This window comes from Psychroserpens citreus (assembly GCF_055686305.1).
Genome location: NZ_CM145999.1, coordinates 1494063 through 1509026, shown reverse-complemented (window position 1 = coordinate 1509026; position 14964 = coordinate 1494063). Strand labels below are relative to the sequence as shown.

The following is a 14964-nucleotide window of genomic DNA, read 5'->3' as shown; positions in this document are numbered from 1 at the left end:
TCAATGTGTTTGCGAATGCTCTATTCTAAAACCTACATCTGTGATGCCTTCTAATTTATCAATGCCATTGACACTCCCATTTTGTCGCATGGCATGTTGTATGTTGATGGTATATTCACCAGATTCTTCAAACACAAAAGGGCTATCAAATCCTTTATACCATAATTTATTTTCTTTTACATCTGTGAAACCTTCCCCTAAAAACGTTCCATCCGGATTTGCCATTTTGTATTCTAAAGTGTCCTTAGTTGTTTTTCCGTTAGGATAACTTAGCTCAACGATAAGAAATAAATTGCTGTACTTATAAGCTTCAGTATTTCTTAAATTGACAAACAAATTGTATGCATTTGTTGAATCTGGTGGTATTACCTTAAATTCAATTTTATTATCCTTATCCCACTCGTCTGGAACCGATTTATATTCATCAAATACCCGATTAGAATCACAAGACGCTACAATTACGATTAGTAAACAAATGAACCAATACTTATTTTTTTGCATTGCTATTGTTTGGTTTTTTATTACGATGTCTTTGCTTTCCTCTATTATTTCTACGTTTCTTTTTACGTTTTGGACTATCAAATCGTGTTAAACTATCTTGACCAACAACGTTTTCAAATGCCGCTTTAGTATCTTCAATAAGTTCAGAAGCATATTCTTCTAAACTTGCTACCTTTTCTTTTTTCTTGTTTTTTTCAATGATTTCGTTAGCTTGAGCTGTAGTTAATTTATGCCAATTCATCCATTCACCTTCATATGCATACCACATATGACCTTTGAAAATATCTGTTTTTTGGCAAACGGCTTTTCCTTTTTCAGTATACAGTCGAGTTTCTGTTTTTGGAAACGCTTTTAAAGCATCTAGATAAGCATCTAATTCGTAGTTTAAACAGCATTTTAGTTTCCCACATTGTCCAGCTAACTTAAGCGGGTTTAACGATAATTGCTGATAACGTGCTGCCGAAGTACTTACAGATCTAAAATCGGTTAACCACGTTGAGCAACATAATTCTCTTCCACAAGAACCTATACCTCCAAGCCGCGCCGCTTCTTGACGAAAACCAACTTGTTTCATTTCAATTCGCGTTCTAAACTCTCTAGCAAACACTTTAATTAATTCTCTAAAATCAACACGTTCTTCAGCTGTGTAATAAAAAGTGGCTTTACTCGCATCTCCTTGATATTCGATATCAGAGATTTTCATTTTAAGCTTTAAGTCTATAGCAAACTGCCTTGCTTTAACCTTCATTGGTTCTTCTTTATCTCTTGCAGCAGACCAAATATCGATGTCTTTTTGACTGGCTTTTCGATAAATTTTTAAAACGTTTTCTTCATCATCAATGTTGATTTTTTTACGTTTCATTTGAACCCTCACTAATTCACCTGTAAGTGTTACCATACCAATATCGTGACCTGATTTTGCTTGTGTAGCTACGATATCCCCTATGTTTAGTGTTAGTTTTTCGGTGTTTTTGTAGTATTGTTTTCGTCCGTTTTTAAAACGCACCTCTACACCTATAAATGATTCTTGTCCTTGTGGCAATGACATATTGGCCAACCAATCAAAAACAGTAAGTTTATTGCAGCTATCTGTTCCGCAAGTCCCGTTGTTTTTGCATCCTTTTGGTTGTCCATCTTTTCCAGTTGAGCAACTGTTACAACTCATGCAATGTTATATATAATTCAGTAAACACAATGGTTTCTGAATGACGATTAATATTAATTTTCAAATGTAAAGATAAGATTATTTATTAAGTAAAATAAATGTCTATCTAGTAGTTTACATTAGACCATTTTAATTAAACTCTACTTCATAGTTTAATCGGTTAGAGAGTGATCTTAATTTTGATTTAGATTTAAATACATTAGATAAAAGCGTAGTGCTCCAACCTATTTTTTTAGAATAACTATTGAATGACTCTTGTCTCCAATTAAAACCTTCTTTCCAAAACTTATTAGGAGAAATATAGCAAAAGGTGTAGTCAAAAATTAAACTTGATTGGTTCTCCCCTTTTAATGTTGACAAGGTTTCTGGCGCCATTAGTGTGATCTCGTTTTCGTTACAATTCGCTCTAATTTTTGAAATCACTATTGGGTAATCTTTTTCTAATGTAGAAATGTCAAAGTCATTGTATTCTGTATTACCAATTTTTTGAATCGGCCTTACCTGAAGGAGGTCAAAACCTTTAGGATTGAAATGTTCAAAAAAGTCTTTGAGTTCATAAAAGTTATCTTTGTTGAACGTATAATTTATCCTGACCTTAAAATCGTAATTGGCTTTAAATTTAGCAAAGGCTTTGAACGCATTTTGAAACTTTTCGTAGCTGGCCTTTTTCATAAAACTTTCATAACTGTCTTTAGTAACGCCATGAAGTGAAATAGTAAACTCATTAAGGCCTGCTTTGAGTAAAGTTTCAATAGATGTTTCGGTTAGTAAATTTGCGTTGGTTGTTAATGAAATATAAGGAACCTTATAATGTTTACCTAAGGCAACAATTCTATCTAAATTTTTATACAATGTTGGCTCAGTTCCACAACCTATCTGTAATTTCAATGCTCTCGAAAAAATCGTCTTCGCTACAAGATCTAAATCGTCATCTTTAAATTGTCCTTTAAGTGTTTTTACATAATCTGTATCGGTGAAATAACACATTTTACACCGTAAGTTACAGGCCATTACAGGATCAAGATTAACAGCTAGATAACGCTTATTCAACTTATGCAGCAAGTATAACACAAGAAATTTAATTCTATGATTTTTTATTTTTCTATTGAGCTGTAAAAGTTTATAAATATTCATCTAAACGTTTTTCTTAAAGGTATCAAATATATTCCTTAAGTCTTTTTTAAACGGCAAATGATCTGCTCTTCCTTTTTTAAAAATATCATTGCTATTTCCCTGTCCTTTTCGTAGCGCCTTTTGTTCTTCGTAAGGTAACCTATTCACTTCCATACAAGACGTAGAACAGCAATTCTCCATTTTTTCTTTACATTCATCACACTGAATAAAAAGCAAATGACAAGCTTCATTAGCACAATTTGTATGCATATCTGCAGGTTTACCACATTGGTGGCAATTGGCAATAACATCATCACTTATGCGTTCTGATCGTCTTTGATCAAACACAAAATTTTTACCTAAAAACTTATTTTCTAAATTTTGTGCTTCAACTTGTCTAACATAGTTAATGATTCCTCCTTCCAGTTGAAAAACATTTTTAAACCCTTTATGCTTGTAGTATGCACTTGCTTTTTCGCAACGAATTCCGCCTGTACAGTACATCACTAGATTTTTATCTTCTTTATGCGCTTTTAAATCCTCTTCAATTAAATCTAATGATTCTCTAAACGTATCTACATCAGGTGTAACTGCATTTTTAAAGTGTCCTATTTCGCTTTCATAGTGATTACGCATGTCTACTAAAACAGTGTTTGGGTCTTCGATAAGCTCATTAAATGTTGAAGCATCTACATGTATCCCTTTATTTCTAACATCAAATGTATCGTCGTTTAAACCATCAGCAACGATTTTGTTACGAACTTTTACTTTCAGTTTTAAAAACGCAAAGTTATCATGCTCTATAGCAATATTTAATCTTACATTTTCTAGAAAAGAAATGGTGTCTAAGTGGTTCTTAAAAGCTTCAAAATTTTCTGCAGGAACAGATAATTGAGCATTAATACCTTCATGTGCCACATAAATTCTACCTAAGACGTCTTGTTCGTCCCAAGCTAGAAACATATGATTTCTGAAAATTTCGGTGTTACCAATTTTGGCGTACTTGTAGAAAGAGATTGTTAAGCGTTCTTTTCCCGCTTTTTCGATAAGTTCTTCTCTTTCTTTAGCACTTAAGTTATTGTACAGTTGCATGCTATACTAATTTTAAGGTTAAAGAATTATTTCTGCAAAGGTATTCTTTTTAGTAGGAAATCAAACTTATACAATAAAAAAGCCCTTTAGATGTTCTAAAGGGCTTTTTTGAGGACTAACTCGTTATTAATATTTTTAATTTGTCTTAAAAACATATAACGAGTTATCCGCCATCGGCCTTACAGTTACTGTTAGTCTGGACAGAAACTGAAACGCCTGATGTTTTGTTAAAAATAATTTTTCTAAAAAATCGCATTCTTTATTAAGAATTAATTGTGTTGGATATGCCGTATTAGGCTTCTTTTTCATAGCAAGATTTCCCAATCTCATTTGGTAGATGCAAAAAGTTTAAAAAGGTTGCGTCATTAGCATGAAAAAAATTAAAAGATGTTGTATTTTAGCTAACCTTTATCAAAATAAATTCAATTAAAAATATACAGATAGATGAGCAGTGAAAAAGACGCAAAATTAAAAGCACTTAAGCTAACCTTAGATAAATTAGACAAGGCCTACGGAAAAGGAACCGTTATGAAAATGAGTGATCAAGCAGTGGTCGACGTAGATGCTATTTCATCAGGATCATTAGGTTTAGATATTGCATTAGGGGTTGGTGGATATCCAAGAGGAAGGGTTATAGAAATTTATGGACCTGAATCTTCTGGTAAAACTACCTTAACCTTGCATGCTATAGCTGAAGCACAAAAAGCTGGTGGAATTGCTGCTTTTATTGATGCTGAACATGCATTTGATAGAACTTATGCTGAAAAATTAAATGTAGATATTGATAATTTAATTATATCTCAACCAGACAATGGCGAGCAAGCACTAGAAATTGCCGATAATTTAATTCGTTCGGGGGCCATTGATATTGTGGTTATAGATTCAGTTGCTGCCTTAACACCAAAAAGTGAAATAGAAGGTGAAATGGGTGATTCTAAAATGGGATTACATGCGCGTTTGATGTCACAAGCACTAAGAAAATTAACTGGATCTATTAGCAAAACAAATTGTACGGTTATTTTCATTAACCAGTTACGTGAAAAAATTGGAGTGATGTTTGGCAATCCCGAAACCACAACAGGTGGAAATGCCTTGAAGTTCTATGCCTCTGTACGATTAGATATTAGGCGCTCAACTCAAATTAAAGAAACAGATGGTAATGTGGCTGGAAATAAAACCAGAGTTAAGGTTGTGAAAAACAAAGTTGCACCTCCATTCAAAATGTGTGAATTTGATATCATGTATGGTGAAGGTATTTCTAAAGTTGGAGAAATTTTAGATGTTGCTGTAGAACACGAAATTATCAAAAAAAGTGGGTCTTGGTTTAGTTATGGTGACACAAAACTTGGTCAAGGAAGAGACGCTGTTAAATCCCTAATTAAAGACAATCCGGAACTCATGGATGAACTCGAAGAGAAAGTTCGAGCCATTATAAATGCAAGCTAATTAAAAAAATCCCTTAAAAAAGGGATTTTTTTAATTTTTAGACGCAACCTTTCTATGACTTATGCATCTATGTAATGAAATCTCGTATATTTCAAAAGTTAATTTATGTGTATGAAGAAGATTTTTTTATTAAGTTTTTTAATGTTTTCACTATTTTCTTGTAGTGTTGAAGATAGTGCTCCAAATTTCTATTTCGAAGTATTACCTATAGAAAATGTTGATATTGATGAGTCCTTTCAGTTTGGAACTATTCATGAAATCAAATTACAATATTTTAGGCCAACAGGTTGTCATGTATTCAATAATTTTTTCTATGAAACAGATTTAAACCAACGAACGGTAGCAATAATTACTACTGTTAATCCAAGTTCAGATTGTAGCCAAGAAGCCGTATTGGAAGAAGTGTCTTTTAATTTCGAAGTTAATAGCGAAGGTCCTTATACGTTTCGTTTTTGGTTAGGAGAAGATGAAAATGGTATAGACACCTATCATATTGTGGAAGTACCAGTAGAGAATTAAACTAATTAAACTTAAAGTATGTGAGTTTAGAGCAACTCATAGAGCGATGTAAAAAAAATGATGCTCAAGCACAAAGTCAACTATATAAGCTGTATGCGAGTAAACTGTTTTCGATTTGCTTGAAGTATTCACGTAACTATGCAGAAGCAGAAGATAATTTGCAAGATGCATATATAACGATTTTTAAGAAAATTAATCAGTTTAAAAGTCAGGGGTCTTTAGAAGGCTGGATGAAACGAATCACCATCAATACAGCGTTACAACGTTACCGCAGTGTTGGTGTTTTTGACATTATTAATGAGGATCAAATTGAAGATGTTGTTGTAGATATCGATGAAGATAACATGAGTATCGATTTTTTACTGAATATCATTCAAGAATTACCAGATCGTTACCGTTTGGTATTTAATTTATATGCCTTAGACGATTATTCGCATAAGGAAATTGCTAACCTATTGAACATTTCAACAGGGACATCAAAATCAAATTTAGCCAGAGCGCGTTTGATTTTAAAAGATAAAATAGAACAATATAAAGCGAGACCTAACTCGCAAAGTTTATAATGAGTGAAAAAAAGAACATAGACAAACTCTTTAAAGAGCAACTCAAGAATTTTGAAGTTGCTCCTAGTGATACTGTCTGGGAAAACATAGAACGTGAGCTTCATAAAGATAAGCGTAAACGCAGAGTGCTACCTATTTGGTGGAAAATTGCAGGAGTAGCAGCACTTCTAGCACTTCTATTTACTGTTGGTAAAGCTGTATTTAATGCTAATGAATCTGCTAATCCAGATCAAGAAGTGGTCGATACCAAATCACAAAAAGAATCTACTAAAGATACAAATGATGGAATCTCAAATACAACGAACCCTTCTGGTTTAGATCATAATAATACCAATGTTACCAGCAATGAAGACAGTTCTGAGGATACTTCTGATAATGCTACTGAATCTATATCAGGACAACAACTTACCACTTCGGATAAAACAGCCAATAATACGACTATTACTAATTCCGAGGACGCTAAATCAAGTTTAGAAAAAGAACAAAAGAAGTCGTCTATTATCAAAAACAAGTCTCAACAGCGTAATGCCATAGCAAATACGTCTATTGATGATCCTAAGCAAATAAAAGCGCACACTAAGCTATCTTCAAGTGAAAAAAATGCTGTAGCTACTACCACGTCTCAAGATATTAAGTCAAATCAAGAAATAAAGGAAAATGACATTATTAAAAAGCCGCAGTCTGAAATTGATAAGTTAATTAATGCATCAAAGCAAAATAATCCTACTGTTGTGAGTTCGTCTAATGCTTCCGAAAAAGAACAAAATTCGGTGTCAATTGACAGCTCAAAAGCTACTGAGATTATTAAAGAAAATAATGCTATTGAAAAAGCAATAGCACAGGCTCAGAAAGATAAAGATTCTGTTATTGATGCTGAAAAGCCTCTTAAGCGTTGGAGTGTTGCTCCAAATGTAGCGCCTGTTTATTTTAACACCTTAGGAAAAGGATCTTCTTTAGACAATCAATTTGTTAATAATACTAAAGAAGGTGATGTTAATATGAGTTATGGTATTCAAGGTGCTTATGCTATTAATGAAAAATTAAAAATTAGAGCAGGTATCAACAAAGTAGATTTAGGATATTCTACCAATAATATACTTGTTTTTGATGGTGCAGACCCTATTCCAAGTGCAAGACAAATTCAAAATGTTCAACTAAATGACACACACAACAGTAGTGCATATGTTAGTGCTAACAATGTTAGTTTTGCAACGGGTCCTGCCGTATTATTTACTAAAGAGCAAGGTGCTATAGACCAACAATTAGGGTTTATTGAAGTGCCTATTGAACTTGAATATAATATAGTAGATAATAAATTTGGTCTAAATCTTATTGGTGGTTTTAGCACTTTGTTTTTGAACACTAATGAAATTTATTCTGTCCAAAATAATGGAGAGCGAGCATTGTTAGGTGAAGCTACAAATATTAATGATATGAGTTATAGTGCCAACTTTGGTATTGGCGTAAACTATAATATTTCAGAAAAATTACGATTTAATCTTGAACCTACGTTCAAATATCAAATAAATACATTCAGTGATACAGCTGGTGATTTTCAACCATTCTTCATTGGAGTTTATACAGGACTTAGTTTTAAGTTTTAGGTTTTTTAGTTGGTTAGATAGTTATTGCAAACTTATATGCAATGATGACGAAAAGCTGCTCTGTGCCAAGAGCAGCTTTTTTGTATTTTATGTTTTAGAATTAGATTCATGCAATTGTTCTAAAAGCAATTGATGTGCTTCTCGATTGATACGTTTTGTGTCTTCAGTAGTAAGTCCTGCAGTAGACATAAATTTATGTATTTTAGATCTCATTAATCCTGGACTTCCACTAAAAAACGTATAAGAAAATCGTTTTTTATTATCTGCAAACGTAATAGGAACAATCGGGATTTGATGGTTAATCGCCATTCTAAAAGCACCATCTTTAAATTCGTCTAATACGATATGTTCATCTGGAACACCTCCTTCAGGGAATATACAAATACTCATACCTTGTTGTAAACGACGTTGAGCTCTTAAAAATACAGCCTGTCTACTCTTAGAACTACTTCGATCCACCAAAATACTGGTACGCTTATAGAAAAACCCAAACAAAGGGATTTTTGCAAGTTCTTTTTTTCCAACAAAAACGAATGGGTTTTTAACGGTAACAAGCATCAACATAATATCTGCCATAGATGTATGATTGGCAATAAACATATAACTCTTTTTTGGTTCAGGAACTTGCTCACGTTCAATCTTAATATGAAACCCCATGCCTATCAAAATAAAACGCGCCCAAAAACGAGCTAGTTTAAAAAAGAAAGGATACCATGACTCTTTTAAAATAGAGATGACTAAAATAGGTAGCAGTAACACAATTGGTAATGCTACTAAAACGTAGAACCAAATACGATATAAAACCCAAAAGATTGACTTGATAATCTTCATGTGGTTCAAAACTAGTTAAATTAATTCAACAATTCTACTAAAAAAATTACCTTTGCTGACGATATGAATTGGAATAATAATTAAATATATTCCCATTTTACATGGGAAGTGGATATGGCAAGAATACTTACAGGAATACAAAGTACAGGAACACCTCATTTGGGTAATATTTTAGGTGCTATTTTACCAGCAATACAAATGTCTAATGACGACAAAAACGATTCGTTTCTTTTTATTGCAGATATGCACTCTTTAACTCAAATAAAAGATGCTGAAACCTTACGTCAAAACACCTATTCTACTGCAGCTACGTGGTTGGCTTTTGGCTTAAATGTTGATAAAACTGTGTTTTACAGACAAAGTGATATTCCTCAAGTAACTGAATTATCTTGGTATTTAAGTTGTTTCTTTCCATATCAACGTCTTACGTTAGCCCATAGTTTTAAAGATAAATCAGATCGCCTAGAAGATGTTAATGCAGGGTTATTTACTTATCCAATGTTGATGGCTGCCGATATTTTATTATACGACTCTGATATTATTCCTGTTGGAAAAGACCAATTACAGCATATTGAAATGACACGTGATGTTGCTGCTCGATTTCACGCTAAGGTTGGTGACACCTTTGTAATACCTGAGGGTAAGGTCCACGAAAACACGATGCTTATTCCTGGTACAGATGGTGCTAAAATGAGTAAGAGTAAAGGTAATACAATCAATATTTTCTTAGCTGAAAAAAAACTTCGAAAACAAATTATGTCTATCGAAACAGATAGTACTCCATTAGAAGAACCTAAAGATTGGAAAACCTGTAATTGCTTTGCAATATACCAACTGCTTGCATCAGAAGCTGACATTACTGCGATGAAAACCAACTACGAAAATGGTGGCTATGGCTATGGACATGCTAAACAGGCTTTGTTTGAATTAATTTTGGAACGCTTCAAAGCAGAACGTGAACGATATGACCATTATATGTCTAACCTCAACGAAATTGATGCTGCATTAGTAATAGGAGCTGAAAAGGCAAAAACTGTAGCTAATGATGTATTAAAACGTGTACGCAATAGGGTTGGTTATTAAATCAACTCAAACAATTTCCCAGGGAGTGGTCGTATCACACCTTTTAGTTCCATGGTTAATAATACACTCGCGACTTTAAAAGTAGGTATTTGACATTCAAGAGCAATCACATCTAAAAGTTGTTTTTCTCGATCTTTGAGGTAATTAAAAATCACTTTTTCTTCTGTAGTTAACTCTACAAACAACTGTTTTTGAATGACAGGTTGTTTCGAATCTTTTAATTGCCAATTGAGCATGTATGGAATGTCTAATGGGTTTGTAAGCATATGAGCTTGTTGCGTTTTTATAAGATTATTACAGCCAAGACTTTGACTATCTGTTGCACGTCCAGGAACAGCAAACACATCACGATTGTAAGAGTTGGCAATGTCTGCTGTAACCAAACTTCCTCCTTTTTCGGCAGATTCTATTACAATAGTAGCTTCGCTCAAACCTGCTATAATGCGATTGCGTTTTAAAAAATTGTTGCGGTCAAATACATCGGTACTCCAAAAATCGGTGAGAAACCCACCATAGGCTTCAATATCTACCATATAACGCTTATGTGCTTTTGGGTAAATTTGATTCAGTCCATGAGCTAAACAACCAATGGTTTGTAGTTTGTGTTTTATAGCCGATTTATGTGCTGTGATATCTGTTCCATAAGCAAATCCTGATACAATGACTGGGTTAAAAGGAGCTAGCTGTTCAATAAGTTTTTCGCAAAATGTAGTACCATAACTCGTAATTCTACGTGTTCCAACAACGCTAATTATACGTTGGGTATTAAGATTAACACTTCCTACTTGAAATAAAAGAATTGGACCATCGATACAATGTTTTAATTTTTCAGGATATGCTGTTTCTGTAAAATACAAACATTCAATATTATTATCAGTTATGAATTGCAATTCAGCTTCGGCATTATGTAAATGACATCGATTATATAAATCTTTGATTGTAGTGATACCAATGCCATCAATTTTAAGAAGGTTTGTTTGTTTTTCTTTGAATACAGCCTCAGCAGAACCACAATGATTAATTAATTTTTTGGCTGTTAAATCCCCAATTTTTGGCACATGCTGTAAGGCTAAAACATAAACTAATTCTTGTTCTGACATTTCTGTATAGTATATTTTCTATAGTTGCAAGTAACAAAAATTTATGTTGTTAATAAATACTTATGGTGATGTTTTATTCGCATTTAAAAATTTTTAACTTTGTTTTTATGCAATTAGAGACTTACATCAGCGATTTATTATATAGATATGATTGTGTAATTGTGCCTCAATTTGGTGCTTTTTTAACACATCGTGTTTCAGCAAAAGTTCACGAGAGTACACATTCATTTTATCCTCCTAAAAAAGCTTTATCTTTTAACGAACAATTACAAACAAATGATGGTTTGTTAGCTAATTATATTGCTGAAATTGAAAAAGTTCCTTACGAAGTTGCTGTAGAAAAAGTAGCAAAGCAAGTCAAAGCGATTAAATCATATTTAATTGAAGGCGAAACTATCGCTTTAAACAATATTGGAGATTTAATTCTAAATACAGAAGGTAATATTAACTTCGAACCTTCCCATCATATTAATTATTTGACAGATGCATTTGGTTTATCACAATTTACTTCTACCAATATTACAAGAGAGGTCTTTAAAGAAGAGGTTGAGGAACTTGAGCAAGTAATTCCATTAAGCATAACTCCAGAAAAACGTAATAACAGGTCTTATCTTAAATATGCTGCTATTGCTCTAATTGCTTTAACTATTGGAAGTTTTGGAGCTTCTAAATATTATGTTGGCCAAATTGAAACACATAATCAGTTAGCTCAAGAAAAAGCCAACGAGCAACTAGAAGCTAAAGTACAAGAGGCTACTTTTGTAATTGATAATCCATTACCTGCTGCTACCTTAACAGTTGAAAAACCTTCTGGAAACTATCATATTGTTGCGGGAGCCTTTCGTGTAGAAGCTAATTCTCAGAAGAAAGTTGACCAACTTAGATCTCAAGGTTTTAAAGCTCGTAAAATTGGTAAGAATCGTTATGGACTTCACGAAGTGGTATACTCTAGTCATACAGACCGTTTAGACGCATTAAAAGCATTGAGAGCAATTAAGCGCACTCATAATCGTGATGCATGGTTATTAGTGAAGGCACTAGACTAGTATTACTACATTTTATTTCTTTATAATTTCTTAAATCATTTAGCTAAGATTGAAAATCGGCTTACCTTTGCATTCAAAAAAATACAATATTGATGGAGCCAAGAACTGCTTTTCAGTCTAAAACAATCATGACCGATTTGGTTTTACCAAGTGAAACCAATCCTATTAATAATTTATTTGGTGGTGAGCTTTTAGCGCGAATGGATCGTGCTGCCAGTATTGCTGCACGTCGTCATAGTAGACGAATTGTCGTGACCGCCTCTGTAAATCATGTCGCCTTTAACAGGTCAATACCTTTAGGAAGTGTCGTTACTATTGAAGCAAAGGTCTCACGAGCATTTACAAGTTCTATGGAAGTGTATTTAGATGTTTGGATTGAAGACAGGGAGTCTGGTGAGTGCATCAAGGCCAATGAAGCTATTTATACTTTTGTTGCTGTTGATGAAACAGGACGTCCTGTAAAAGTTCCTCAACTAATCGCTGAAACTCAACTTGAAAAAGAGCGTTATGATGCCGCATTACGTCGTAAACAATTAAGCTTGGTTGTTGCAGGTAAAATGAAACCAGGAGATGCCACCGAACTCAAAGCCCTATTTATTAACTAATTAAACCTTTATTTATATCCGAGGTCTTATAGTAGAATCAAATCTTTATACTATGAGAACCTTACTTTTTATATTTTCGGCTGTATACCTAATGAGTTTAAGCTCTTGTGCAACGCGTGTAGTCACTAGACCTGCTAATGTTACAGTAATAAAAACACCACCTAAGCATTATAAAATTGTTAAAGTAAAAGGGAAACATTACTATTTCTGGAATGGAAATCATTACAGAAAAACCAGAAAAGGATATGTTGTGGTAAGGGTTTAACTATATGCTCTTAAAAAAGTTTAGGGTAGCCCAAAAATCATCACATTTTATAAATCCACGATGCAGGATTTTCTGGCTTAGAATCTTTATAAATGTTGAAGCCTAACATCGATTGCCCAGAACTATTGGTAAACACTTCTCCTATCACTTGATTTCTAGTCACCTTATCACCTTGTTTGACATAAAACTTCGATAAATTTCTATAAATCGTAATATAGTTTCCATGTCTAATCATAATGATTGGATTATAGTTTTTTTGTACAATCACTCGAGATACTTCACCTTCAAAAACAGCTTTAACTTGTGCACTTTTTTCTGTGGCTATTCTAACTCCATTACTTTTAATTTTAACTGTTGGGTCTATTGGAGATTGTTGAGTGCCATATCGCACTTTAACAACACCTCTGTCTACAGGCCAAGGTAATTTACCTTTATTAGATGCAAAACTCTTAGCTAATAATTTAGCTTTAGGTGTTAAAGCAAAACCCTTAGAAGATGTAGACTTACCTGCTTTTTTATTTGAGGCAGCAATAGCCTCTTTAATCGCACGCTCAATTTCTTTATCAATCTTATCGATTTGCTGCTGTGTCTGTTTAATTTTAGAAGCGTATGAACTCATATTCTTTCGAATAGATGTCATGAGCTTTTCTTGCTCTTTCAATTCCTTTTCGAGCTCTTTTTTAGCAATTCTGTTTTCAGCAATAAGTTGATCCTTATCTTTTTTCTGACGTATTAAATCAGTATTTAATTCTTGAAGCTTTAAGGTTTTTTCCTTTATTAAATTGCCTTGTTCCTTTTGATAGTCGGCATATTGCTTGATGTATTGTAAACGTTTGTAAGCTTGTTTAAAATCATCTGAAGACAATAAAAACATAACTCGACTTTGTTCGGACTTACTTTTGTATGATTTTACAATCATTTCTGAGTAGTCTTTTTTTAAGGTAGACAATTGATCTCTTAAACTCGAAATTTCATTCTGGTTGGCATTAATTTCTCGAGTTAGTAAATTCGCTTGATCGTTAGTGACTTTAATCAAATTTCGTCTCACGTTTACCTTATAGCTAAGGTCTTCAACTAACGAAATAACAGATTTTTCTTTTTTCTGATCTGAAAACAATAATGCATTAAGTTGTTTTAATTCCTTCTGATATTTTAGTCGCTTAGCCTCAAGTGCTTTTTGCTTTGAGCTTTGTGCTTGTATTGAAAAACAATTCAGTAGTAGTATTACTACTAGAATATAAGTTGATTTATTTAGCATCTTCTAAAATTATTTCTTCGAAACCTGAAGGGATTTTAAATGGAAATCTTACATCTTCATTGATAGATACTGATTTATACTCCATAACAACATTTAACTCTTCTGAATCTTCAACTGCTATTATTTTAAGGTTCTGAGGTAATATTTCGTTTTCAACCTCTTGATATTTTAAATAATCTATTTGTAAAAATCGCTTTTTCAGTGGTTGTAGTAACTGCTGAGAATCCATTTTAAAATGTGAAGGATTAAACAACAAAAACAACTCTAGTAAGGCGCTTTGATTTTCGGGTTGAAGAATATAAGAGTCTTGATTCGTTGAGATGATGTATGAGTCATCTTTTAAATTAAATAAAGCTTCACCAATCAATAAACTTTGTACTTTTTTGAAGTCTAAATCGATTCCCAACAAATTACTTAACAATTCATAATCTCCATCAAAATACTGGTTGTTGATTTTATCATAAAACCTAACACTCTTAGGTGTAATCATAGCTCTTGCAAGCCCTAAAGTGGCGCTTATCCAAATGGTTTTATCTTTTTCCATTCTAAGGTTAACCGTATATGATGACTCTTTTAGATCTTCAATAACATCAATTTTCACTCGAGCTTGAAGTGTTTTAAACTTTGCCTCTTGCTTGTTATTTTCCTTGATTAATTGTCTTGCTGTTAATTTATCATTAATCTCACCTTTAGCGACAACACTTCTTGTAGACTTACAAGATCCTGCTAAAGCAATACAAACACAAATACAACAAATTTTTAAAATTCTCATA

Annotated in this window: 16 protein-coding genes; 8 read left to right on the top strand and 8 right to left on the bottom strand. The window is 33.0% G+C overall.

The window, feature by feature from the left end; genetic code table 11:
- The 4 genes from ACTU6T_RS06810 to trhO all read right to left on the bottom strand — a co-directional run bounded on the left by ACTU6T_RS06810 (position 1) and on the right by trhO (position 3871).
- Positions 1–501: a gliding motility lipoprotein GldH gene (locus tag ACTU6T_RS06810; RefSeq protein WP_460220488.1), complete on the bottom strand. Its 501-nt coding sequence runs from the start codon at positions 499–501 to the stop codon at positions 1–3.
- The gene (locus tag ACTU6T_RS06805) at positions 488–1666 is read right to left on the bottom strand and encodes a PSP1 domain-containing protein (RefSeq protein ID WP_460220487.1); all 1179 of its coding nucleotides are present in this window, start codon (positions 1664–1666) and stop codon (positions 488–490) included. Before ACTU6T_RS06805 ends, ACTU6T_RS06810 begins: the two co-directional genes overlap by 14 nt.
- Before the next feature lie 129 nt (positions 1667–1795).
- Positions 1796–2800 carry a radical SAM protein gene (locus ACTU6T_RS06800; RefSeq protein ID WP_460220486.1) on the bottom strand — a complete coding sequence of 335 codons (1005 nt, stop codon included), beginning with the start codon at positions 2798–2800 and terminating at the stop codon, positions 1796–1798.
- Positions 2801–3871, bottom strand: coding sequence for an oxygen-dependent tRNA uridine(34) hydroxylase TrhO (gene trhO / locus ACTU6T_RS06795; RefSeq protein WP_460220485.1), 1071 nt, complete (start codon positions 3869–3871; stop codon positions 2801–2803).
- A 444-nt stretch (positions 3872–4315) separates the two neighbouring features.
- Between trhO and recA the strand changes: the two genes are divergently transcribed.
- The 4 genes from recA to ACTU6T_RS06775 all read left to right on the top strand — a co-directional run bounded on the left by recA (position 4316) and on the right by ACTU6T_RS06775 (position 8003).
- A complete protein-coding gene (recA, locus tag ACTU6T_RS06790; RefSeq protein WP_460220484.1) occupies positions 4316–5317 on the top strand; it encodes a recombinase RecA in 1002 nt (333 codons plus the stop codon).
- Between the two features lie 111 nt (positions 5318–5428).
- The gene (locus ACTU6T_RS06785) at positions 5429–5836 is read left to right on the top strand and encodes a hypothetical protein (RefSeq protein ID WP_460220483.1); all 408 of its coding nucleotides are present in this window, start codon (positions 5429–5431) and stop codon (positions 5834–5836) included.
- A 20-nt stretch (positions 5837–5856) separates the two neighbouring features.
- Entirely contained in the window at positions 5857–6399 is a 543-nt protein-coding gene (locus ACTU6T_RS06780) for an RNA polymerase sigma factor (protein ID WP_460220482.1), read from the top strand.
- Positions 6399–8003 carry an amidase domain-containing protein gene (locus ACTU6T_RS06775; RefSeq protein ID WP_460220481.1) on the top strand — a complete coding sequence of 535 codons (1605 nt, stop codon included), beginning with the start codon at positions 6399–6401 and terminating at the stop codon, positions 8001–8003. Before ACTU6T_RS06780 ends, ACTU6T_RS06775 begins: the two co-directional genes overlap by 1 nt.
- 87 nt (positions 8004–8090) lie before the next feature.
- On the opposite strand, the gene ACTU6T_RS06770 is transcribed toward ACTU6T_RS06775, so the two are convergent.
- Positions 8091–8834, bottom strand: a complete 744-nt coding sequence (locus ACTU6T_RS06770; protein WP_460220480.1) for a lysophospholipid acyltransferase family protein — start codon at positions 8832–8834, stop codon at positions 8091–8093.
- A 114-nt stretch (positions 8835–8948) separates the two neighbouring features.
- Here ACTU6T_RS06770 and trpS point away from each other — a divergent pair, with 114 nt between their 5' ends.
- Positions 8949–9917, top strand: coding sequence for a tryptophan--tRNA ligase (trpS, locus tag ACTU6T_RS06765; RefSeq protein WP_460220479.1), 969 nt, complete (start codon positions 8949–8951; stop codon positions 9915–9917).
- On the opposite strand, the gene dprA is transcribed toward trpS, so the two are convergent.
- Positions 9914–11017, bottom strand: a complete 1104-nt coding sequence (dprA, locus tag ACTU6T_RS06760) for a DNA-processing protein DprA (RefSeq protein WP_460220478.1) — start codon at positions 11015–11017, stop codon at positions 9914–9916. The two genes, trpS and dprA, sit on opposite strands and share 4 nt — an antisense overlap.
- A gap of 107 nt (positions 11018–11124) precedes the next feature.
- Between dprA and ACTU6T_RS06755 the strand changes: the two genes are divergently transcribed.
- From ACTU6T_RS06755 to ACTU6T_RS06745, 3 genes are all read left to right on the top strand, one after another.
- Entirely contained in the window at positions 11125–12063 is a 939-nt protein-coding gene (locus tag ACTU6T_RS06755; RefSeq protein WP_460220477.1) for an HU domain-containing protein, read from the top strand.
- Between the two features lie 92 nt (positions 12064–12155).
- Positions 12156–12668 carry an acyl-CoA thioesterase gene (locus ACTU6T_RS06750; protein WP_460220476.1) on the top strand — a complete coding sequence of 171 codons (513 nt, stop codon included), beginning with the start codon at positions 12156–12158 and terminating at the stop codon, positions 12666–12668.
- A 52-nt stretch (positions 12669–12720) separates the two neighbouring features.
- Positions 12721–12933 carry a DUF6515 family protein gene (locus tag ACTU6T_RS06745; RefSeq protein ID WP_460220475.1) on the top strand — a complete coding sequence of 71 codons (213 nt, stop codon included), beginning with the start codon at positions 12721–12723 and terminating at the stop codon, positions 12931–12933.
- A gap of 40 nt (positions 12934–12973) precedes the next feature.
- Here ACTU6T_RS06745 and ACTU6T_RS06740 read toward each other — a convergent pair whose 3' ends face one another.
- Positions 12974–14191: a murein hydrolase activator EnvC family protein gene (locus ACTU6T_RS06740; RefSeq protein WP_460220474.1), complete on the bottom strand. Its 1218-nt coding sequence runs from the start codon at positions 14189–14191 to the stop codon at positions 12974–12976.
- Entirely contained in the window at positions 14181–14963 is a 783-nt protein-coding gene (gene lolB1, locus ACTU6T_RS06735) for a lipoprotein insertase outer membrane protein LolB1 (protein WP_460220473.1), read from the bottom strand. Before lolB1 ends, ACTU6T_RS06740 begins: the two co-directional genes overlap by 11 nt.
- Between the last annotated feature and the right edge of the window lies 1 nt (position 14964).

Bases quoted from the DNA above. Each gene is read 5' to 3' on its own strand.
- ACTU6T_RS06810 (WP_460220488.1), bottom strand. From the start codon at position 501: ATGCAAAAAAATAAGTATTGGTTCATTTGTTTACTAATCGTAATTGTA.
- ACTU6T_RS06805 (WP_460220487.1), bottom strand. From the start codon at position 1,666: ATGAGTTGTAACAGTTGCTCAACTGGAAAAGATGGACAACCAAAAGGA.
- ACTU6T_RS06800 (WP_460220486.1), bottom strand. From the start codon at position 2,800: ATGAATATTTATAAACTTTTACAGCTCAATAGAAAAATAAAAAATCAT.
- trhO (WP_460220485.1), bottom strand. From the start codon at position 3,871: ATGCAACTGTACAATAACTTAAGTGCTAAAGAAAGAGAAGAACTTATC.
- recA (WP_460220484.1), top strand. From the start codon at position 4,316: ATGAGCAGTGAAAAAGACGCAAAATTAAAAGCACTTAAGCTAACCTTA.
- ACTU6T_RS06785 (WP_460220483.1), top strand. From the start codon at position 5,429: ATGAAGAAGATTTTTTTATTAAGTTTTTTAATGTTTTCACTATTTTCT.
- ACTU6T_RS06775 (WP_460220481.1), top strand. From the start codon at position 6,399: ATGAGTGAAAAAAAGAACATAGACAAACTCTTTAAAGAGCAACTCAAG.
- ACTU6T_RS06770 (WP_460220480.1), bottom strand. From the start codon at position 8,834: ATGAAGATTATCAAGTCAATCTTTTGGGTTTTATATCGTATTTGGTTC.
- trpS (WP_460220479.1), top strand. From the start codon at position 8,949: ATGGCAAGAATACTTACAGGAATACAAAGTACAGGAACACCTCATTTG.
- dprA (WP_460220478.1), bottom strand. From the start codon at position 11,017: ATGTCAGAACAAGAATTAGTTTATGTTTTAGCCTTACAGCATGTGCCA.
- ACTU6T_RS06755 (WP_460220477.1), top strand. From the start codon at position 11,125: ATGCAATTAGAGACTTACATCAGCGATTTATTATATAGATATGATTGT.
- ACTU6T_RS06750 (WP_460220476.1), top strand. From the start codon at position 12,156: ATGGAGCCAAGAACTGCTTTTCAGTCTAAAACAATCATGACCGATTTG.
- ACTU6T_RS06745 (WP_460220475.1), top strand. From the start codon at position 12,721: ATGAGAACCTTACTTTTTATATTTTCGGCTGTATACCTAATGAGTTTA.
- ACTU6T_RS06740 (WP_460220474.1), bottom strand. From the start codon at position 14,191: ATGCTAAATAAATCAACTTATATTCTAGTAGTAATACTACTACTGAAT.
- lolB1 (WP_460220473.1), bottom strand. From the start codon at position 14,963: ATGAGAATTTTAAAAATTTGTTGTATTTGTGTTTGTATTGCTTTAGCA.